Genomic DNA, 19,559 nt, shown 5'->3' with positions numbered 1-19,559 from the left:
ACTGAAGAAAGTAAAGCGGGAATTAACAGATGTGTGTAATAATAGGTGTGTTCCTGTACGGTGTTGCATTCGGAGTATATTTACTTTAATATTGAAGTTTAACAAAAAATAAGCGGTGAAACTCATGAGCGATTCTAAAGAAACTTACAAAGGTTCAAACTTTATAAGGAACATTATCATAAAAGACCTTGAGGAAGGCAAAAACGAAGGGCGTGTGCATACCCGTTTTCCGCCGGAACCGAACGGTTATCTTCATATAGGTCACGCAAAATCTATCTGCCTTAACTTCGGAATGGCAGAAGAGTTCGGCGGTAAGTGCAATCTGCGTTTTGACGATACCAACCCGCTCAAAGAGGACACGGAGTATGTGGAGTCCATCAGGCGTGATGTCAAATGGCTCGGCTTTGACTGGGAGGACAGGGAGTATTTTGCCTCCGACTATTTCGGGAAATTTTATGAATATGCAATTCAGCTTGTGAAAGACGGCTATGCGTATGTTGACGACCTCACTGCGGAGGAGATAAGGCAGTACAGAGGCTCCCTTACAGAAGCGGGAAAGGAAAGCCCCTTTAGAAACCGCAGTGCGGAGGAAAATCTCGGCCTGCTCGAACGCATGAGAAAAGGCGAATTTAAGGACGGGGAAAAGGTTCTCCGTGCGAAAATAGATATGAGTTCTCCGAATATTAACATGCGTGATCCGGTTATCTACCGCATAGCCCACGCAGAACACCATAATACCGGCGGTGAGTGGTGTATTTATCCCATGTATGACTTCGCCCACGGGCTTGAGGACTCCATCGAAGGGATAACACACTCGCTCTGCACGCTGGAGTTTGAGGATCACAGACCGCTTTATGACTGGTTTCTGGAAAAACTCGGCGTGTATCATCCTCAGCAGATTGAGTTTGCCAGACTCAACCTTACCAATACCGTAATGAGTAAACGCAAGCTGCTTAAGCTGGTTCAGGATAAGTATGTCAACGGGTGGGACGACCCCAGAATGCCCACTATAGCAGGGCTGAGAAGGAGAGGGTTTACGCCGGAATCTATACGCATGTTCACGGACATAATAGGCGTTTCCAAGAGCAACAGCATTATTGAATACTCCCTTCTTGAAAACTGCCTGCGTGATGATCTTAACAAGAGGGCGCACAGGCGCATGGCGGTTCTTGATCCCCTTAAGATGGTGATTGTGAACTATCCGGAAGGACAGGAAGAACTGCTTGAAGCGGAAAACAACCCCGAAAACGAAGCTGACGGCAAGAGGATGATCCCTTTCTCCAGAGAACTTTACATAGAGCGGGAAGACTTCATGGAGAACCCGCCTAAAAAATATTTCAGGCTTTCACCCGGCGGTGAAATAAGGCTGAAGCACGCATATTATGTTAAATGTGTTGACGTCATAAAAGATGCTGACGGCAATGTGACAGAGGTTCACTGCACCTACGATCCCGCAAGCCGTGGCGGCTGGACAGAGGACGGGCGCAAGGTTAAGGGAACTTCCCACTGGGTGAGTGCGAAGCACGCCGTTAAGTGCGAAGTGCGTATGTATGACAACCTTTTTACCAGGGAAAACCCTGATGATGTTGAAGAAGGTAAGGATTTTACTGCGAATATAAATCCAAACTCTCTTAAAATAACCGAATGCTGGGGCGAACCTGCCTTGGCGGAAGCTGTGGAATTCACCTCGTTTCAGTTTATGAGGCAGGGATATTTTGTGGCGGATCCGGATACAACCAAAGAAAAACCTGTGTTCAACAGGACAGTTTCGCTTAAAGACTCATGGGCGAAGGAACAGCAGAAAAGCTGATTGTTATAAAGGAGGAGACATGCAGATTCTTGAGGCAATTTTAAACAGAAGAAGCATAAGGCGTTTTTCCGTATTTAAAAAAGTTGAAAAAAACAAGATTGAACTGCTTCTGAAAGCGGCGATGAGTGCCCCTTCAGCGGGAAATTCCCAGCCGTGGGCTTTTGTGGTTATAGACGATGAATCCACCCTGCGGGAAGTCCCCTCCATCCACCCTTACGGAGCTATGTTTTCACAGGCGCCCCTTGGTATCGCCGTTTGCGCTGATCCTTCAAGGGAAAAACACAAAGGCTACTGGCCGCAGGACTGCGCCGCCGCTGTGCAGAATATTCTCCTCGCCACGCAGGACTTAGGGCTTGAGGCTGTCTGGTGCGGGCTTTATCCCAATGAAAATGCGGAAAAACAGATTAAGGAACTGCTGAAAATTCCTGAAAATATACATGCATTTGCGCTTGTTGCCATCGGCTATTCTGATGCCAAAGGGCACAGTGTTGACAGGTACGATGCCGCAAAGGTGCATAAAAACCGCTGGGACGGAAAATGAAATACTGGCTTATGAAGTCCGAGCCGGAATCCTACTCCATAGACAGGCTGGCGAAGGAAGACAAAACCTTCTGGGAAGGCGTGCGGAACTATCAGGCACGCAACTTTATGATGAATGAGATGAAAAAAGGGGACAAGGTTCTTTTCTATCACTCAAACACCACTGAGCCATCTGTGGTGGGGCTGGCGGAAATATGTGCCGAAAATGCCGTTCCGGACTTCACCTCGTGGGATAAAACCAGTAGGTATTACGATGCGAAATCACCGCAGGAGAAGCCACGCTGGTTTATGACAGAGGTGAGCTTTGTGAAAAAGTTTACGCAGCCTGTCACCCTGAAGGATATAAAGAACATGCCGGGGCTTGAAGGGATGAAGCTTGTTCAGAAGGGGATGCGCCTTTCCGTTCAGCCGGTAACTGCGGATGAATACAATATAATTCTTGAAATGGCGGGCGAAGCTTAAAACGCCCGCATTGCCTTGGTGAGCAGTTTTTCCAGAAGCTGCCCCTCCTCCGGTGTGAGTTCGCTTAAGATTTCCTCTGTCAGTTCAAGGTGCAGTGCGTGATGACGGCTGTATATCTCTTCTCCTTCATCAGAGAGCGCCACATAGTAGGAGCGTTTATCTGTCTCGTTCGGTTTTCTCACTACGTAACCAAGCTTTACAAGCTTATCAATATTCACCGTGAGTGTTCCGGTGGTTATACCCATTTTCTCCGCAAGCTCCTTCATACGCATCGGTTCGCTGCTGCCCAGCACCTCTATGGTGTGCATCTGGGGCAGAGTCAGCCCGGTGTCCTTTACCACAGAATGCTCCCATGAGGAGAGTTTTTCATAAAATTCCACAACTACGTTAGAGAGTTTTTCCATTTCTGTTTTCCATAGGTATATTTAGAATTGAAAGTTTATCAGTTAAGGGAATTTTTTCAATATGACTTTGAAAAATAAAGTTTGATGTTCAAAATAAATTTGTTGACTGTATCAAAGAACAGGAGTAACTATACCCATACCCCTATGGGTATAGCCGGCATAGCTGTAGGAGGTAAAAAATGCGTCAGTGCATAGACGTACCGAAGGTGCGCACACGAATAAGAAAAATCGAAGGTCAGCTCAGGGCTATTTCAGATATGGTTGATACGGATGTTCCCTGCGAGGATATACTCATCCAGATAAACGCTGCTAAAAGTGCGCTGCACAAAGTGGGGCAGCTTGTTCTGGAGGGACATCTCCAGCATTGTGTCCGTGACGGTATTGAACACGGAAATGCTGATAAAACCATAGCCGAATTCGCTAAAGCCGTGGAGCATTTTTCGAGAATAGGCTAGGTAGTGAATGGATAAAATAAAAGAATATTTTACAGACGAGGACAAACGCACGGTTCTGTTTCTGGTGTTGTCATGCCTGTCACTGGGGTTAAGTTTTTTTGAATGGGGACGCTTTCCCTTTGACCCTGCGTGGGTTGCTATAATCCTCTGCGGAGTGCCGATTATAAAAGGTGCTGTAATCGGGCTTGTGACAAAGTTTGACATCAAGGCGGATGTGCTTGTGGCACTTGCCCTGACAGCAGCGGTAATCATAGGTGAAACCTTCGCCGCAGGCGAGGTTGCTTTCATTATGGCTCTGGGTGCCATGCTTGAGGAGCGTACAGTAGCAAAGGCAAGGGCGGGCATAGAGAAGCTTGTGCAGCTTTCGCCCCGCACTGCAAGAATCGTTGCTCCTGACGGCAGTGAAACAATAGTCCCTGCGGAGGATGTGCAGGTCGGGGATCTGCTCCGTGTCCTTCCGGGGGAAACTGTGGCTGTTGACGGAGTTATAGTTGCAGGTCAGACATCAATAGATCAGGCGGTTATGACAGGCGAATCCCTCCCTGTTGATAAGGGAGTCGGGGATGAGGTGTCCAGCGGAACTGTGAACCAGTTCGGCGCTTTTGACATGAAGGCGGTGAAAGTCGGCGAGGATTCATCTCTCCAGAGAATGATCCGCCTTGTGGAGTCAGCGGATGCCGGCAAGGCTAAAATTGTCGGGCTTGCTGACAAGTGGGCGACATGGATAGTTGTTATAGCCCTTGTCTCCGCCGCAGGTACATGGCTTGTCACAGGTGAGATAATACGTGCAGTGACGATACTGGTTGTCTTCTGCCCCTGCGCTCTGGTGCTTGCCACACCCACCGCTATCATGGCGGGAATAGGCAACGCAACTAAGTTCGGCATACTCGTCCGTGAGGGGGATGCCCTTGAGCGGCTGGCTAAGGTTACAAAAATAGCCTTTGATAAAACAGGCACGCTCACCTACGGCAAACCGGAAGTGGTCGCTGTGGAAAGCTTCAGCGTTGAAATCACGGCGGCGGATCTTCTTGAACTTGCCGCATCTGCCGAGGCACGCTCGGAACATCCGCTGGGAAAAGCTGTTGTGGCTGGTTTTAAAGCAAAACATAATACATCTCTGAAAGAACCCAATGATTTTGTGATGACAGCAGGCAGGGGTGTTAGGGCGGTTGTTGACGGGAAAACAGTTCTTGCCGGAAATTTGGATATGCTGTCGGAAAACTCTGTTGAACTGTCTGATAAACTTAAAAGTGCAGCCTCTGCACACAGAAAGGAAGGATGCACTGTCATATATGTTGCTGTAAACGGCAAAGAAGCGGGAATAATAGCCCTCGCTGACGCCATAAGGAATGAATCTGCCGAAATGATCAGAAAACTCGGCGGATTAAAAGTCGAAAGTGTACTTCTCACCGGAGATCATCAGGAAGCGGCCGGACATATAGCCAAAAACGCCGGAATCGCAAAAGTGCATTTTGACTGCCTGCCGGAAGACAAGATGTACTACATAGACAAATACCAGAAGCAGAAAAAGATGGTCTGCATGGTAGGGGACGGAATAAATGACGCTCCTGCGCTCAAATGTGCCTATGTGGGGATAGCGATGGGCGGCATCGGCAGTGATATAGCCGTTGAGGCGGCGGACATCGCCCTTGTGGGTGACGAAATCAAGTCGGTGCCCCACCTTCTTAAGCTGGCGAGAAAAACCATGTCCACTATAAATATAAACATCACTCTTTCACTTATACTTAATTTTGTTGCAATTTTTCTGGCTATGGGCGGTCTTCTTAACCCTGTTATGGGGGCACTGGTGCATAACCTCGGTTCTGTAGCGGTTATAATTAACTCTGCCCTTCTTCTCAATTACAAAAGCGTATGATAAAACAGGGGGTGCAAGGCTGTACCCCCTGTATAAATTTTTGTAATCCTGCACAATATTTCTTCACTATTATCCTTTAATATTATATTTTGGATACATACAAGAGGTATCCGATGGCTGTTTCCGTAAAACCTAAGCTTATAACCATATTGTGTCTCGTTCTCTTTACAGGTTTCCTGTGTGTTAACCTGATCAATTACTTCTCCGTAAAGAAGACCATGAGAGAGAATGAAATATACGGCTCTCTGCCCCTTACGAGGGATAATATATACACAGAAATTCAGCGGGATCTTATGCGTCCTGTGTTTGTATCGTCCCTTATGGCGCATGATACTTTTCTGAAGGACTGGGTTCTTCACGGTGAACAGAACACCGCAACAGTTGAAAAATATCTTCAGGAAATAAGAAGCAAATACGGCTTTTTCACTGCTTTTTTTGTTTCTGAAACAACAGGAAAATACTATTACTATGACGGGATTCTTAAAACTATCCACCAAGGCGATCCCCACGATGTGTGGTATTACGACTTCAAGAATCTGCATCAGGATTACGATATAATCATTGATGAAAATCAGGCTTCGGAAGACACGCTCACGGTTTTTATCAACCACAGACTGAACGACTATGACAACAACCTTCTTGGCGTCACGGGTGTGGGGCTTGAGCTTCAGCGCATAACAAATCTTCTTAGCGCTTATCAGGTTAAATATGACCGTGATATATATCTGGTGGACAGAGACGGTTTCATCCAGATGCACCCCGGAGGCAAGACTCTGGCTGACAACATATACGAGGAAGAGGGGCTGAAGGATCTTGCACAGAGTGCGCTGACAGTAAGCGAGCTTTCCGGCTTCTATGAGTTCAAAAGAGGCGGGGACAATATTTTTCTCACTGTTCGCTATGTGGAGGAGCTGGACTGGTTTCTCTTTGTTGAAAACAACCAGAGCAAGTCCCTTGAAGGCTTACGCAAAAACCTTTGGCAGAATATGTTTCTGGGACTGTTTGTGAGTATTATCGTAATCCTTATTAATATTTTCACTGTAAACATATTCCAGAGCAGGCTTGAGAAGATGGCGACAACCGATGAGCTTACCGGGCTCCTGAACAGAAGAGCCTTTGAGGGTGAGTTCCGCCGTGCGGAAGCGTTTGCCGAACGGAACGGAAGCGCTTTTTCAATCATTCTGTTCGATCTGGACGGATTCAAGGCAATAAATGACACCTGCGGTCACAGTACCGGAGATGAGATACTTAAAAAAGTAGTGCTTTCCGCTGCTGAAAAAATACGTCAGGTTGATGTATATGCCCGCTGGGGAGGTGATGAATTTATTATTCTCGCCTACGGCGGTGAGGAAATAGCCCTCGCCATAGCTGAAAGGATAAGGGCCGGAATAGACCTGATAAGCTGCGGCGGAGCGCCCAAAGTTACCGTAAGCTGCGGGGTGGCTAAGTACATTCCGGGCGAGAGTATGGACAGTATCATAAAACGTGCGGACAGAGCGCTTTATGAAGCTAAAAAAGGCGGGCGCAACAGAGTGAGCGCCCTTTAGGAGCGCAGAAAGTAGAATGTGGCGACAAGTGATGCTACTATTCCGGGGATAACTGCCGCATCGGGCAGACCTTTTCCCAGAAGTGTCTGAATGAGTATAATAAACACAGGCGTCAGATACACATAGCTCATTACCTTGCTCACCGGAAGTTTTTTGCTTGAATACTGTACTATGAAAAATGTGGCTATGGTGGCGAAAACAGTTATATACGCCATGCCGGAAAAGAAAACCGCATCAAGAGCGTTGTAATTTATTTCAAGTATTTTCACGTTGGCTATAAGAAGCAGCCACACCGTACCGGTTATCATGGTCCATAGAGTGAGAACAGGCATGGGCTCGCCTTTGTGGAGCAGCTTTGACAGCGGCGAATAAAGACCTATGCAGAGACACCCTGCGAGGAAGATCAGATCTCCTTTATTAAAATCAAGCTCTATAAGCTTTGCAGGTGAACCGTCTATTATTACCCAGACAGCACCGAACATGGCGGCGAGAAGAACGGCAAAGTTCCGTGCGGAAACTCTTTCCTTCAACAGAAAAATACCGTAAACAGCGGAAAAAAGAGGCACGACAGTGTAAGTTATCCCTGTATTCAGAGGTGTGGTGTAGCGCAGTGCCTCAAACATTGCCCAGAAGTAAAATATCATGCTGGCGCTTATGGCAAAGTACCTTGCAAGAGCGCCCATTGAAGGGAACTTAACTTCATATCTGGGGAAAACATATATTCCGAAGAGAATAGAGCCCATAAGAAACCGCACAAAGGTAAGGGCAGTGGAATCCATATAGAGAGGTGGTCCCCAAAATCTGTACAGTATGCTAAGGTGTAAAAAGCATATTGGAGGACCATGCGATGTCAAATGCCAAACGTACCCGTTACTCAGCGGAGTTTAAATCGAAAGTAGCCCTTGAAGCTCTTCGAGAGGAGCTGACTTTATCAGAATTATCAGCCAAGTATAATGTTCACCCGAACCAGATTTCCAAGTGGAAGAAAGAAGCTATAGAAGGCATGGCATCAATCTTTGCCAACAAGCCCTGCAAGTCGGAAGAGCGCACAGAAGCTGAGATAAAGGATCTTCATGCAAAAATAGGTCAGCTGACAGTGGAGCGGGATTTTTTGCAGCGAGCCTTCGGGAAACGGTAAGCATATCCCGGAGGAAGCTTATGATCGATAACGCAAGAAGCAGCCTGTCCATCAGCAGTCAGTGCAGTCTTTTGGGCATCAGCCGCTCCTGCTATTATTATCAGGAGTCCGGCGAATCGGCTTTGAATCTTGAACTTATGCACATAATAGATAAGCAGTTTATGGCGACGCCTGACTTCGGTTCCAGACAGATGGCAAAGCTTATCAGAAGGTATGGATACAATGTCAGCCGCAAGCGTGTAAGTAGACTTATGAAGAAGATGGGCATAGCTGCCGTTTATCAGAAGCCCAAAACCAGTGTTCCACATCCGGAGCATAAGACATACCCGTATCTGCTTAGAGATATTGATATAAACCGACCTAATCAGGTTTGGTGCTCTGATATCACCTACATACCAATGAGAAGAGGATTCCTCTATCTGGTGGCTATTATGGATTGGTACAGCAGAAAAGTTCTCAGCTGGAGACTTTCAAACAGCCTTGATTCTGATTTCTGCGTGGCTGCACTTGAAGAAGCCCTTGAAAAGTATGGAACACCTGAAATATTTAATACTGACCAGGGGAGTCAGTTTACCAGCTATGACTTTACGCAAACCCTTAAAGATGCAGGTATTAAGGTCTCTATGGACGGCAAGGGGCGTTGGATGGATAATGTCATGATTGAGCGCATCTGGCGGACATTGAAATATAGCTTTGTCTATCTCCATGCGTTTGATAACGGACACGAGCTGAAACGAGGACTGGCGGACTGGATAAATTTCTACAATACAGGAAGACCGCATTCTTCTCTGGGCGACAGAACGCCATATGAAGCTTATAACGGATTAGAGATTCAAATTTGGAAAAAAGATGATAAAATGACTGAGAGTTTCCACCTTATTTCAGTCTAAAAACTGTACTAAAGATGGGTACCACCTCTTAGTTTACAAGAACATGACCTATATGGAATGAGCCGGATACGAGGACAGTGTAAATGAGCATAAGCAAGTGAGGATTACGGTAATTGAACTTCATCGGCGGACATTATCACTAAAAAAATAAAAAGCAACAGCTAAATAGCTTCTGCTGCTTTTTTGAATGCATCGTATTATTTTTTTAATAAATACGTATTAAGTTCAGTGTAGTCTTTGTTTTTGAGAAATTTTGCATCACTTTGAGATACAAATCTAATTGAAAATTGAGTATTGAAAAAGTTGTTGGTCCTCCCTAGGTATTTTTGTAGAGCAGTTAACTCTTTTATAAGATATTCATTTTTAGTAACCATCCATTTACACAGGAGACTGCAGTCCTCATCTATATTTTCACTCGGTATATCAATTTTTAATAAAAGATCTGCTTCGTTTATATTATTTACTTTTATACACTTTGTGCATTTTTTACCATCAAAGCTTAATTTATTTTTAATATTAAGAAAAAAAACAATTTCAATATTTTCATTTATAGAACCATTTGAAAGAAAACTAACTTCTTTCTCATCTTTGTTATTTTCAAGCTTAGTGTTCGTATAAGTAGTATTAATTTTAAACCCTTCTATAGCTAAGTGTGACCGCCAATGGAATCTGGTAGTCTCATTCATATATGACTCATGGTTATTCATGATTGCTGTTGTGACCCGTCCTTCTCCAACATCCAGTAAATCTGCAACTCTTAGTAGCACACTCATATATTTTTTGCTGACAAGTGTATTTTTTGCATTTGATTTTTTTGAGTATATGTCTGAAGTATCAAATGAATGAGATTCAGAGACTTCTGCAACAACTTCTCTTATTGAACGCTCAATAAGATCTAAGTCATGTGACTTTCTGATAAATTCTGCACTTTTATTTGCATGCATATTTCTTACTGCGTTTTCAAAAAAAACATCAACTTTTTTAAAAGCAGTCAATAATAATTTATTTATATTTGATAAATCTATAGTTTCATTATTTTTGAGGTTAGATATTTCTTCCTTATATTTCATTGCAATTAAATTACTGTCTGCGTTTTTTCTGTTGATAAAAGAGTTATGTAAATCTGGATGCAATGCCATAGAAATATCATGTAAATAGCAACTAATAAACAATATATAATAATCAAATTTGCTTATTTGAAAATAATCAACATTTTTTAAAAAAGTTATTAATCCTTTAATTAATTCAATTGCATGTTCTTGATTATGAAGAGTATAAAAATGTAAGAATTTGGAGCCATTTTTCCATAAATCACTAGTATATTTATGTATCTGGATAATATGGTCAATGAGAATAGGGTTTTTGATAAAAGTTTGAAAATAATCAATAACTTCTGTGATGGCGAAGTCAAAAGGGTTATTTTTATATTTAAGTTTTGCACTGTTTAGAAATAGATTAAAATCTTGTAGCTTAAAGTGTTTATTTCTGATAAAGCATAAAATTCTAAATTCATCATACGATATATTCTTCTTTGAGAGATGATGGATTTTTAAAGAATCATTAAGCTCTATATCAAATATTTTTGAAAAATAAGCATTCAAGCACATTCTATATAATTCGTGATCAGACTTAGTTATGTACGAAAATAGATTCTTAAACCCATCACTGAATTGTTCAAAAAAATGTTCAGTTTGACTTGAATAATCATTGATTTTCTTTTCTTTTATTGCAGTGTGCTTTCCTGTGTAATACGGTAACAAATTATTTAATCTTCTTTGCAAAAATCTATATTTATTATTATAGGTTGTTTCAATGTTATTATCCGGATTTCTCGTTGATATTACTTGCCCAAAATATTGCTTGTTCTGTTCTCCAAAGATCGATGATTCAAACTTAGTTATTGTTTCGCATATTCTATTATATTGTTCTTGGTCATAAACATTATGTATAATAAATGACAGCTCTGTCACTAAAATATCTTCAGTATATTCTTTGAAAAACTCATTACAAAGGCTTGCTTCTATTTTGTCATCAGCTTTAAAAATATCGAACTTTTTTAAACTATCGTTGATGAAATTATTATCGATATCTTCACGTTCTCGTTGTTCTAAAAGTCTTTCTCTAAATTTCATAAATTTTTTATATCGTATTAAATATTTTTTATAAAACTTAATACTGACTGACTCGTGCAATTTCTCTATACGTTCAATCTCTGCTTCGATACTTTCCTGAAATACAGCAAATTTTTTCCTTAGAGTGATTTCTTCTTCGTCGGTAAATATAGTTAATAATTCAAAAGAGCTTAAAGAGGCAATTTTGCTCAATACCGATAAATGAACGCTTCCGAGTTTTTGACTATCAATTGTAGATATTTCACTTTTTTCGTTTTCATGGATTTTAATTTTATATTCCAATTTGTTGTTTAAGGCTAAAATATCAGGATTTGAGTTCAAAGGTAAATTTACTGACGAATCTGAAATGTTAATTTTTTCTAATTCTTGATTCAGATATTTTAATTTATCTGAAAAATGTTTACTGACTTCATTTTCGTTTATATCTTGAAATATATTTGTGTATATTACTGAATCATCAACATAGTAGAATGATTCTCCTTTAAATACTGAATTAAAGAGTTCTGAAACTTTAATCATACAGATGTTACTAAAGAAGTATGCTTGTGGAAGACCTTGAGGTATTCCTTGTGTATAATTGGTTTCTAATGAATATTCACAACCGTGATAGTATTTACTCTCAAAACCTTTAATATTTACAACTTTGAGATAAAGTAACTTAATCAAAGTAATTTTTAAGAATTCAAAATCATTATCAGAATATTTTGAACATAGTTTTTTAATAATGAAATTATAAACGATAATTGGTTGAATAGACGGGAAAAAATTTACAAGATCCAACATTACTTCATGGGAATATTCCTTTGTTTCTAAGTATCTTTCATATGAATCATGAATAACATTTGAATATTCTTTGTATTTTTGTTGCCACGGAACAAAAAGAAATCTTGCTTTGTCTGAAGGTATATTTCCATAAAAATTTGCAGGAAAAATTGTTCCTAATTCATTTAAGGTCTGACTCTCATTGTTTTCGTCAACATCATGAAGGAGTGAATTTAATATTGATGCAATAGCAATTTGTGTGCATAGACTTGCACTGTGAATAGGGCGACTTTCTATTTCCTCTGGAGTAATATAATCGCTAGGTAATTCATCGTTTTCTGAAGAACGCCTCTGAATTTTTTTTGGTCTAAAGAAAACTGAACACTCAAAGAGTGAATCCTCAATTAGAACGTTATGGATTAGTTTTTGGACTTGATTTATATAATCGTTTATAAATATCTCATCAAATACATCTTTTAATTTCAGCAAATCTTTAAAATCTTCATTTGAAAGTAAATCTTTTTCAAAAATAAATGAGTCAACTGCATATATACTCTGAAAGATGTTCTTTTTATCGATAATTCTTTTATAGAGAGAGCAGTGCTTTAGTTCATCTTTTGTCATCAAAAAATTCCTTAATGAAAGATAAAAAGTTTTCTAATGCATTACTATCATCTTTATTTAATAACATATATTTCAAAGGTACTTCATCTCTTTTATATATAATGAGTATTTCGTCATTGTTAATCATTGATATATTACCATCGGTAAGTACACTGACAGAGAATCTGCCATCTTTAAATGAAATTTCCCATAAAGAATCTATTTCAAATCTTATATTTTTAGTGTACAGCTTAGGTTGGGAGTTTAATTTTTCAACTATATTTTCAATCAGCCCATATTTATATTTAAAATTTTCAAGAAAAGAAATAAATTTAATTGTTTGTTCTTTTAAATACGTTTCATTATATAAATAATGGCTGTTTGTGTAAATTAAAAATAATGATAAACCTTTAGTAATTAAATTAATTGTATCAGTATTAGTACTAATTTTATCAGTATTGGAATGTGTTACAAGCGAGTAAAGGGTTGAAATGTCTTTTTCAAAATGTTCATGTTTGCTTCTCATTGAACCACCAAATAATGCAAATGTACACTATCTGAAATAGAAAAACAATTTTGATCTTGAGTACATAATGTTTTTTGAAATTTTATGGAATAGATGAAAAGGCTTTTGCGAGAGCGTCTGTTATTTCCCGGGGAAACCTGCCGTCAGTCAGAAGTTTCTGATTCAGCTCGATTTCAAAGCCTGTATATTTGCCGTCAGGCATAAGTTTGCGGAGCCATGCGGCAGTTCCGTCTGTTCTGCCTTCATATGGGCTGTTTTCCATCACCTTATAGGGTAAATTTTTCAGAGATTCGATTATTATGCCGGCGCAGGTTTTTTCGGACTCACGGTCAGGGTCGTAGAGGATGCCTATATCCGCCTCACGCACTTCCCCATCCAGAACAGGGGTGAACGAGTGGACGGAGATATGAAGCACTGGCACTCCGGCGCTTACGGCAATGAGAACTTTATTTCTGAACGGTTTATAATATTCATTAAGGATCGCCTGCTTTGTCTCAGCAGTTTTGATATACCCGGAGAACAGCTCGCTGAACCCTTCTGACCTGTTGAGATCAACAAGCAGACGGTTCACCTCGCCGTTAATCGGAGTAACATCCATGAGTCTGCCCAAAGCCTCTGCTGAGTGTTTTGCCCCTTCGTCCCATCCTTTGTGTGTGAGAAGTATTTCCTCCTCACCCTGAAACAGGTTCACGTATTCATAAGGAACGGCGAAGCTTGCATGTTCGCAGGTTATTACTATGTTCACGGTTCAAAGAACCTGTTTTCCGCAAGACATACAGCAAGTTCACCGTAAACCTCTTTCAAAGCGTCAGGTGACGGTCTGCTGCCAGTGCGGGACATGATTCTTTCTGCCAGTGAATCTATGGAGCAGAGCTTAAGCGCCTCCTGCTTATAGTTAGATGTTTCGGGCATTCTTTCTGCAAGTTTCTGGAGGAGTTCTGCTGCGGTGGTTTTTTCTTCTATGCCGAAAAGGCTCAGATACCCTTCATGTTCAATATCAACATTGCGGGCGTCTTTGGCGCATTTGCGGAGCAGGTCAACAAGGTAGGACTGATCCATGTCCTTCTGGGCTTCATATGAACTCCAGTCTTCTTTAACGAGGGTTTTCAGGGTTTCTGTGATCAGCGAAACAGCACCAAGATCCGCTCTGGGGCATTCCTGTATGTCCATGAGGCGTATCTCTATGGCTTTACGGTCAAATCTGGCTATTGCCCCTCTGGAGTTAAGCCATTCCTCCTGCAATATACATTCAGGGTCATATGGAGCTATGTCACGGTACATGGGCTCAAGAATGCCCTTTTCATACGCTTCCCATGAGAAACACTGTTCAGGTATAACTTGTCCGGTTATGGAAGGAATTTTTTTCTGGTTGTTTTTGTAAGTATCTATCCTTGTGTCAAGCCAGCCTGTGTGGCTTCCCTCTCTGAAGGGTGAGCTTGCTGCAAGGGCGGGAATCAGAGGCAGAAGAACCCTGATGGCGGCGTGCAGCCTGCCGAATTCCCCGTCTGATGAGAAAGGGAGATTGATGTGTGTGCTTTGGAGGTTAGACCAGCCGTGCCCCTTGCAGTTGAATATCCTGTTGTAGGTTTCGTATATTTCTCTGTCGCCGTGGTTCCAGAGGTGCATATCCGTATCCGGATTCATAAACGGGTGCATGGCAGAAGGCATGAGCATTCCGCCCATGGGCTCTAAAATGCGGTTGATCTCTCTTATGCTGTCTGCGAAAAGGCTGTCCAGTCCGGCGATATCTTTTGCCGGACCGTTTGTTTTAAGCTCTATAACATGAAGTACAAGCTCATTGGACCAGCCGACCGCCCCCCTCTCAAGGCTCTGGGTTATTTCACCCGCAGCCGCTTCGAGAATCTTATCGCATACGGGCAGTACGTTCAGTCCGTTTTTTGATACAATCATGTATTCCAGTTCAATTCCGCAGACGGAAAATAGATCGTACATATTTATTTTACCTTCCTCGCAACAAGCCTGTTCACAAATTCGCCTATGATTATTTCATAGAGCTTTTTGCCGAGTACATTGTCTTCAACGTCCGATTCAATACTTGGGTTGTCGTTTACTTCAATTACGTAAAACTTGTTTCCGACCTGCTTTATGTCTACTCCGTAAAGTGAGTTGCCTATACATTTCGTAGCCTTGAGCGCAAGCTCAACGGCACCGGCAGGAGCATCCTCAACAGGCATTGTGTCAAAGGTTCCGTTGAGAAGCTGTCCATTTTCGTCACATTCCACAATCTGCCAGTGGTCTCCGTGCATAAAGTAGCGGCAGACATAAAGCGCTTTTCCGCCTATTACACCCACCCGCCAGTCAAAGCTTGTGGGCATAAACTCCTGTGCAACAACAAGGGCTGATTTATCAAGGAGTTTTTCCATAGCCTCCTTGTATTCCTTTTCATCATTTACCTTAACAACTCCTTGGGAGAATGAACTGTCAGGCTGTTTGAGAATTATGGGAAAAGGAAGCACTTTTTTAGCGTGGTTCATGTTATGTCTGTGCAGAATTGTGGTTTTGGGTGTAGGTATTTTATTTTTCTGCATCAGCTCAGAGAGATAAACTTTGTTTGTGCATCTCAGGATCGAGGTTGGGTCATCTATAACCACCAGCCCTTCGGTCTCTGCCTTGCGGGAAAAACGGTAGGTATGGTGGTTTACGCTTGTGGTTTCTCTTATGAAGAGAGCGTCAAACTCAGGTATCCTGTTATAATCATCCTTGCTGATTATTTCTGTGCTTACTCCTTCCTTCTCTGCGGCTTTTATAAAACGCTGAATAGCCACATCGTCAGACGGCGGGGTTTTTTCAGAAGCATTGGTGAGTATGGCGAGGTCGAAACGGTAATTTTTTTTATGTGTGGCTCTGGGGGTGCGGACAAAGAAATCACAGGCTGCCTGCTCCACAAAACCGAAATGCTCTTCGGGAACCTGTTTCATGGATATGGGCGCTATGGAGTGTATCATCCACTTTTCCTTCACCTTGATGAAATCAGCACGCACCATAGGTGCCACAAACATGCCGAAAAGCCGTGAACTGAGCTTGTCGTATCTTTTGGCGAGGTTACGCCCGAAGTATATGCTCAGGGTGAAGTTCTCTGATGTGAGATGGTGCAGGCTCTTCTGAATCAGCTCGTCTATTTCATCTGAAATAAGCTTTGCGAAGGCTTTTGATTTGAAGTCCTGAATCGTCATTACGTTGGGGTAAGGCATATGCCCCCTTGCCGCTGCCAGAAGCGAAACATAGTACCCGTAGCTCTGGTACTGGTAGGAGCGGCAAAGGTTGAAGACTTTGGCTTTTTTCATTGTGTTGAATTCAGGGTCGGTAAGGTAGTTCCATGCGGAAACCACCCTCGCATCAGGGGTATCAAACTTCCATTCTGAAGGTGTGTTAACTACTATAAGGTTTGTCATTTCTGCACATCACCATTTTTTTCATTTTTTTCGATAACCAGAAGCTTGGCATCGTATGTCAGTACGCCCAGCAGAATGGAGTTGATGAGATGAGTCATCCTCACGCTGTAGCGGTTTGTTTTCATAAACGGATTGGGCAGCATGGGGTCTGCCACACTCACTTTCTTTGCAGGTTTGTCATATCCGGTAATGACAACAAAGTGTCCGGAGGGTTCGCCCTTCAGGTCGTCATAGTCGGTGTTTTCCGGTATTTCCCTTGGGCTGCGGTAAAGATAAGTGGCGCTGAGTGCCGTTATCACCGGAGTCTGCCTGTCCAGATACCTGCGGAGCAGTGCAGGGGAGAGGTCTGCGAATTTAAGCTCACCGCCGAGAGTGAGAAACTCTATATATTTTTTAGAAGTATAGCGCAGTTTACGGTCAGTTTTCACTTCCATCTGCTGTTTCAGCTTTTTTATTATGCCTTCAGGGGGAAGTCTGAACCATGTGGGATCGAAAACAACAAGGTTATATGAATAGATCGTGACTTTATATCCCTTTTTCAGGGCATGCAGACCGAGAACAACGGCGAGGGTTCCTCCGGTCTCAAGTTCGGCTATCTCTTCACGGAGCTTTGAAAGCTCCACTTCTTCACCGTAATAGCTGTAAACAGCGTGAAGACAGGTCGGGCCGCAGGAGGTATCATCCGGCTGCGGAAGAATGCTTATGTTCATGCTTGCGCTCATATGCTTTCATCCATAATTATATGTTTTACCCATGTCGGAAAATTATCAAGCGGAAGTTAGGGTTTCACGGAATTGCCGCTGCATCTCTGAATATGAAAAACGCAGCACCCACCAGACACATGGAGGCGTAGAAAAAATTACGTGTCACAGGAACATTCATGTACCACACGGCAAAAACAGCAAATACACCCATTGTAATGATTTCCTGAATAACCTTAAGCTGGGGCAGGGATAATATGCCGAAGCCGTGCCTGTTTGCCGGAACCTGAAGACAGTATTCAAAGAAAGCCACGCCCCATGAGACAAGTATTGCTATTATCAGAGGTTTGTCTCTGAGAGACTTAAGATGACCATACCATGCGTAGGTCATGAAAACATTGGACAATATGAGAAGAAAAATCGTGCGGAACAAAGCCTACCTCATTCCCGTATCAGAAAATATCACGGGCAGACGAAATAAAACTATAATCCTATTTATAAGCAAATCAATATTTATTTGATGCCGTTTTCCTGCTTTTTCCCGCCGTATATGAAAAGCATGGCGCACGCAGTGAAAATTCCGCCGCCCACAAGGTTTCCTAGGGTTACGGCTATGATGTTTCCGGTGAACATAGTGCCCCAGTTGAGAGCTGCCAGCGATGCGGGTTCAAACCCGCCGGCAGATACTGCTGCGGGGAATGCGGAAGCAAATATGCCCGCAGGGATAAAGTACATATTCGCCACTGAGTGTTCAAATCCGCTGGCAACGAATGCCATTATGGGAAAGAAGATTCCCAGTATTTTTCCTGCTATATCCTGTGCGCTCATGGCTATGAGTATAGCGAGGCAAACCAGCCAGTTGCATAGAAGCCCACGGAAGAAGTAAGCATACTGATGCTGAATTCCGTAAACAGATTCGTTGGTTTTGGCGTAGGCTATTTTGATTGCCGTTGCTCCGAACTGTCCGTCAGTGAGCCCCGTTCCTTTGACAATCAGCGCAGCAAGAAGGGCAGCGCCGATCAGATTGCCTATGTACACAATAACCCAGTTCCGCATCATGGCGCCGAAGGTGATACGCCTGTCCATGACTCCGGCTATCATCATTGTGTTGCCTGTCCAGAGTTCCGAACCGGGTATAACGGCAAGCATGAGACCAAATGAGAAAACAGCTCCCGTAAGAAAACGCTGGACGCCTATCCACTCCGAACTGCCGGTTGTTACCATAGTTGCCAGATGAGCGGCAAAGCCGATGTATGCTCCCGCCAGAAGGGCAAGTACAAACACTTTTGCAGCGGGCATGGCGCATTTTGATGCGGATGCTTCGAGCATGGTCTGGGTAATTTCGGGAGGAGTAAGGAATTTCCGCATTCGCCACCTGTTATATGTCTGTATTTGTTTTATTTTTGTAAAAACGGTTAAATTCTGATGATTAGTTTATGGGAAAGTTCTATAATTCTATAATATAAGTAGTTTTTATATCGGCAGGTGAAAAAATGCAACTCATAATGACGGCAATGTCCGTCAGCGAAAAAATACGCACAAAAGGAATCGAAATCGGCGAACGGACCTCTCATCTTCCGTTGAGCTTCCGTCTGGGAGAGGATCAGTGGGTGGTTATATTCCGTTTCGGCGTTGTTGTCACTGTGGGGTTGAGTGACAAAGAAAAAAACGATATTCTCTCGGAACTTGAGCCGTTTATTGATGAACCCAATCCTTCGGTGGAATCTGAAAGCCTGTTCATCCAGACTGATTCAAATGAGGATAAGTTTGAGGGTGACTACGTACGTGTGACCGAGCTTACCCGCCAGCATGTGCTTACCATGGCGGATATACTGGCAAAAAGCGTTATGCTTGGCAGATATGAGGCTGCGATGTCCGAGGTTTTCCAACAGATAGAGCCGCTTGCCATGCGCCTTAAGTCCGGTATGGGCAAAACACGCACCTACAGGGAGCTTGTCAGCACTATCGGTTCTGCGCTGCTTATTCAGCACACAATGGTAGGCGGTGTTGAGGTGAATGAGAAGCCCGAAATCCTCTGGGAGCATCCCGAACTGGAAAGGCTTTATCTCAAACTTGAGGACGAGTACGAGATAATAGAGCGCAGCAAGGCTCTGGAAAGGAAACTTAAGCTGGTGACAGACACCACGGAGAAACAGCTCGGACTTCAGCACAATGCTCATTCTCTCAGGGTCGAGTGGTATATTGTTATATTAATCTTAGTGGAGATAATGCTTACTCTTTACGAAATGTTCTTTAAACATGTATAACTGTTAATGGTACTGACGCCGTCTTGGTCGGAC

The 19,559-nt window shown here is 42.8% G+C and carries 18 protein-coding genes; 8 read left to right on the top strand and 10 right to left on the bottom strand.

The features are described 5' to 3' along the window. Nucleotides 1-124: 124 nt before the first annotated feature. Genes ACYRYY_RS05875 through ACYRYY_RS05865 form a run of 3 tightly spaced genes read left to right on the top strand, consistent with a single transcriptional unit; the run spans nt 125 to nt 2,812 of the window. Complete coding sequence (locus ACYRYY_RS05875) at nt 125-1,810, top strand: glutamine--tRNA ligase/YqeY domain fusion protein (RefSeq protein WP_460214667.1); 1,686 nt, start codon at nt 125-127, stop codon at nt 1,808-1,810. A gap of 19 nt (nt 1,811-1,829) precedes the next feature. Continuing rightward, entirely contained in the window at nt 1,830-2,351 is a 522-nt protein-coding gene (locus ACYRYY_RS05870) for a nitroreductase family protein (RefSeq protein WP_460214666.1), read from the top strand. Further along, nucleotides 2,348-2,812: an EVE domain-containing protein gene (locus ACYRYY_RS05865; RefSeq protein WP_460214665.1), complete on the top strand. Its 465-nt coding sequence runs from the start codon at nt 2,348-2,350 to the stop codon at nt 2,810-2,812. Before ACYRYY_RS05870 ends, ACYRYY_RS05865 begins: the two co-directional genes overlap by 4 nt. Here the strand turns inward: ACYRYY_RS05865 and ACYRYY_RS05860 are convergent. Beyond that, nucleotides 2,809-3,216 carry a MarR family winged helix-turn-helix transcriptional regulator gene (locus ACYRYY_RS05860; protein WP_460214663.1) on the bottom strand — a complete coding sequence of 136 codons (408 nt, stop codon included), beginning with the start codon at nt 3,214-3,216 and terminating at the stop codon, nt 2,809-2,811. The genes ACYRYY_RS05865 and ACYRYY_RS05860 overlap by 4 nt on opposite strands. Before the next feature lie 179 nt (nt 3,217-3,395). Between ACYRYY_RS05860 and ACYRYY_RS05855 the strand changes: the two genes are divergently transcribed. The 3 genes from ACYRYY_RS05855 (at nt 3,396) to ACYRYY_RS05845 (ending at nt 7,094) form a co-directional block, all read left to right on the top strand. Continuing rightward, on the top strand, nt 3,396-3,671 hold the full coding sequence (locus ACYRYY_RS05855) for a metal-sensing transcriptional repressor (protein ID WP_460214662.1): 276 nt from the start codon (nt 3,396-3,398) through the stop codon (nt 3,669-3,671). A 7-nt stretch (nt 3,672-3,678) separates the two neighbouring features. Then, entirely contained in the window at nt 3,679-5,547 is a 1,869-nt protein-coding gene (locus ACYRYY_RS05850; RefSeq protein ID WP_460214661.1) for a heavy metal translocating P-type ATPase, read from the top strand. Nucleotides 5,548-5,660: 113 nt separating this feature from the next. Next, nucleotides 5,661-7,094, top strand: a complete 1,434-nt coding sequence (locus tag ACYRYY_RS05845) for a sensor domain-containing diguanylate cyclase (RefSeq protein WP_460214660.1) — start codon at nt 5,661-5,663, stop codon at nt 7,092-7,094. On the opposite strand, the gene ACYRYY_RS05840 is transcribed toward ACYRYY_RS05845, so the two are convergent. Next, complete coding sequence (locus tag ACYRYY_RS05840) at nt 7,091-7,873, bottom strand: DMT family transporter (protein ID WP_460214658.1); 783 nt, start codon at nt 7,871-7,873, stop codon at nt 7,091-7,093. The two genes, ACYRYY_RS05845 and ACYRYY_RS05840, sit on opposite strands and share 4 nt — an antisense overlap. Before the next feature lie 68 nt (nt 7,874-7,941). Here ACYRYY_RS05840 and ACYRYY_RS05835 point away from each other — a divergent pair. Next, nucleotides 7,942-9,122 (top strand): IS3 family transposase gene (locus tag ACYRYY_RS05835; RefSeq protein WP_460214066.1). Its coding sequence is split into 2 segments (ribosomal slippage): nt 7,942-8,220 and nt 8,223-9,122, totalling 1,179 coding nucleotides; the frame shifts between segments, so codons are not numbered across the junction. A gap of 197 nt (nt 9,123-9,319) precedes the next feature. On the opposite strand, the gene ACYRYY_RS05830 is transcribed toward ACYRYY_RS05835, so the two are convergent. The 8 genes from ACYRYY_RS05830 to ACYRYY_RS05795 all read right to left on the bottom strand — a co-directional run bounded on the left by ACYRYY_RS05830 (nt 9,320) and on the right by ACYRYY_RS05795 (nt 18,627). Continuing rightward, nucleotides 9,320-12,640: an HD domain-containing protein gene (locus ACYRYY_RS05830; protein WP_460214656.1), complete on the bottom strand. Its 3,321-nt coding sequence runs from the start codon at nt 12,638-12,640 to the stop codon at nt 9,320-9,322. Continuing rightward, on the bottom strand, nt 12,627-13,145 hold the full coding sequence (locus tag ACYRYY_RS05825) for a hypothetical protein (protein ID WP_460214654.1): 519 nt from the start codon (nt 13,143-13,145) through the stop codon (nt 12,627-12,629). The genes ACYRYY_RS05830 and ACYRYY_RS05825 overlap by 14 nt, the downstream gene beginning before the upstream one ends. An 82-nt stretch (nt 13,146-13,227) precedes the next feature. Further along, nucleotides 13,228-13,890, bottom strand: a complete 663-nt coding sequence (locus ACYRYY_RS05820; protein WP_460214652.1) for an N-formylglutamate amidohydrolase — start codon at nt 13,888-13,890, stop codon at nt 13,228-13,230. Further along, entirely contained in the window at nt 13,887-15,098 is a 1,212-nt protein-coding gene (locus ACYRYY_RS05815; RefSeq protein ID WP_460214651.1) for a carboxylate-amine ligase, read from the bottom strand. Before ACYRYY_RS05815 ends, ACYRYY_RS05820 begins: the two co-directional genes overlap by 4 nt. A 2-nt stretch (nt 15,099-15,100) precedes the next feature. After that, complete coding sequence (locus tag ACYRYY_RS05810; protein ID WP_460214649.1) at nt 15,101-16,558, bottom strand: RimK family protein; 1,458 nt, start codon at nt 16,556-16,558, stop codon at nt 15,101-15,103. After that, a complete protein-coding gene (locus ACYRYY_RS05805) occupies nt 16,555-17,280 on the bottom strand; it encodes a C39 family peptidase (RefSeq protein ID WP_460214648.1) in 726 nt (241 codons plus the stop codon). Before ACYRYY_RS05805 ends, ACYRYY_RS05810 begins: the two co-directional genes overlap by 4 nt. Before the next feature lie 64 nt (nt 17,281-17,344). Then, nucleotides 17,345-17,692 carry a DMT family protein gene (locus ACYRYY_RS05800; protein WP_460214647.1) on the bottom strand — a complete coding sequence of 116 codons (348 nt, stop codon included), beginning with the start codon at nt 17,690-17,692 and terminating at the stop codon, nt 17,345-17,347. 80 nt (nt 17,693-17,772) lie between these two features. Beyond that, nucleotides 17,773-18,627 carry a formate/nitrite transporter family protein gene (locus ACYRYY_RS05795; RefSeq protein ID WP_460214645.1) on the bottom strand — a complete coding sequence of 285 codons (855 nt, stop codon included), beginning with the start codon at nt 18,625-18,627 and terminating at the stop codon, nt 17,773-17,775. A gap of 125 nt (nt 18,628-18,752) precedes the next feature. Here ACYRYY_RS05795 and ACYRYY_RS05790 point away from each other — a divergent pair, with 125 nt between their 5' ends. Further along, the gene (locus tag ACYRYY_RS05790) at nt 18,753-19,526 is read left to right on the top strand and encodes an RMD1 family protein (protein WP_460214643.1); all 774 of its coding nucleotides are present in this window, start codon (nt 18,753-18,755) and stop codon (nt 19,524-19,526) included. Nucleotides 19,527-19,559: the final 33 nt, after the last annotated feature.

This window comes from Geovibrio sp. ADMFC3, from assembly GCF_054687035.1.
Note: the sequence above shows the minus strand (reverse complement) of the source record. Positions and strands in the feature narration are given on the sequence as shown.

Bases quoted from the DNA above. Each gene is read 5' to 3' on its own strand.
- ACYRYY_RS05875 (WP_460214667.1), top strand. From the start codon at position 125: ATGAGCGATTCTAAAGAAACTTACAAAGGTTCAAACTTTATAAGGAAC.
- ACYRYY_RS05870 (WP_460214666.1), top strand. From the start codon at position 1,830: ATGCAGATTCTTGAGGCAATTTTAAACAGAAGAAGCATAAGGCGTTTT.
- ACYRYY_RS05865 (WP_460214665.1), top strand. From the start codon at position 2,348: ATGAAATACTGGCTTATGAAGTCCGAGCCGGAATCCTACTCCATAGAC.
- ACYRYY_RS05860 (WP_460214663.1), bottom strand. From the start codon at position 3,216: ATGGAAAAACTCTCTAACGTAGTTGTGGAATTTTATGAAAAACTCTCC.
- ACYRYY_RS05855 (WP_460214662.1), top strand. From the start codon at position 3,396: ATGCGTCAGTGCATAGACGTACCGAAGGTGCGCACACGAATAAGAAAA.
- ACYRYY_RS05850 (WP_460214661.1), top strand. From the start codon at position 3,679: ATGGATAAAATAAAAGAATATTTTACAGACGAGGACAAACGCACGGTT.
- ACYRYY_RS05845 (WP_460214660.1), top strand. From the start codon at position 5,661: ATGGCTGTTTCCGTAAAACCTAAGCTTATAACCATATTGTGTCTCGTT.
- ACYRYY_RS05840 (WP_460214658.1), bottom strand. From the start codon at position 7,873: ATGGATTCCACTGCCCTTACCTTTGTGCGGTTTCTTATGGGCTCTATT.
- ACYRYY_RS05830 (WP_460214656.1), bottom strand. From the start codon at position 12,640: ATGACAAAAGATGAACTAAAGCACTGCTCTCTCTATAAAAGAATTATC.
- ACYRYY_RS05825 (WP_460214654.1), bottom strand. From the start codon at position 13,145: ATGAGAAGCAAACATGAACATTTTGAAAAAGACATTTCAACCCTTTAC.
- ACYRYY_RS05815 (WP_460214651.1), bottom strand. From the start codon at position 15,098: ATGTACGATCTATTTTCCGTCTGCGGAATTGAACTGGAATACATGATT.
- ACYRYY_RS05810 (WP_460214649.1), bottom strand. From the start codon at position 16,558: ATGACAAACCTTATAGTAGTTAACACACCTTCAGAATGGAAGTTTGAT.
- ACYRYY_RS05805 (WP_460214648.1), bottom strand. From the start codon at position 17,280: ATGAGCGCAAGCATGAACATAAGCATTCTTCCGCAGCCGGATGATACC.
- ACYRYY_RS05795 (WP_460214645.1), bottom strand. From the start codon at position 18,627: ATGCGGAAATTCCTTACTCCTCCCGAAATTACCCAGACCATGCTCGAA.
- ACYRYY_RS05790 (WP_460214643.1), top strand. From the start codon at position 18,753: ATGCAACTCATAATGACGGCAATGTCCGTCAGCGAAAAAATACGCACA.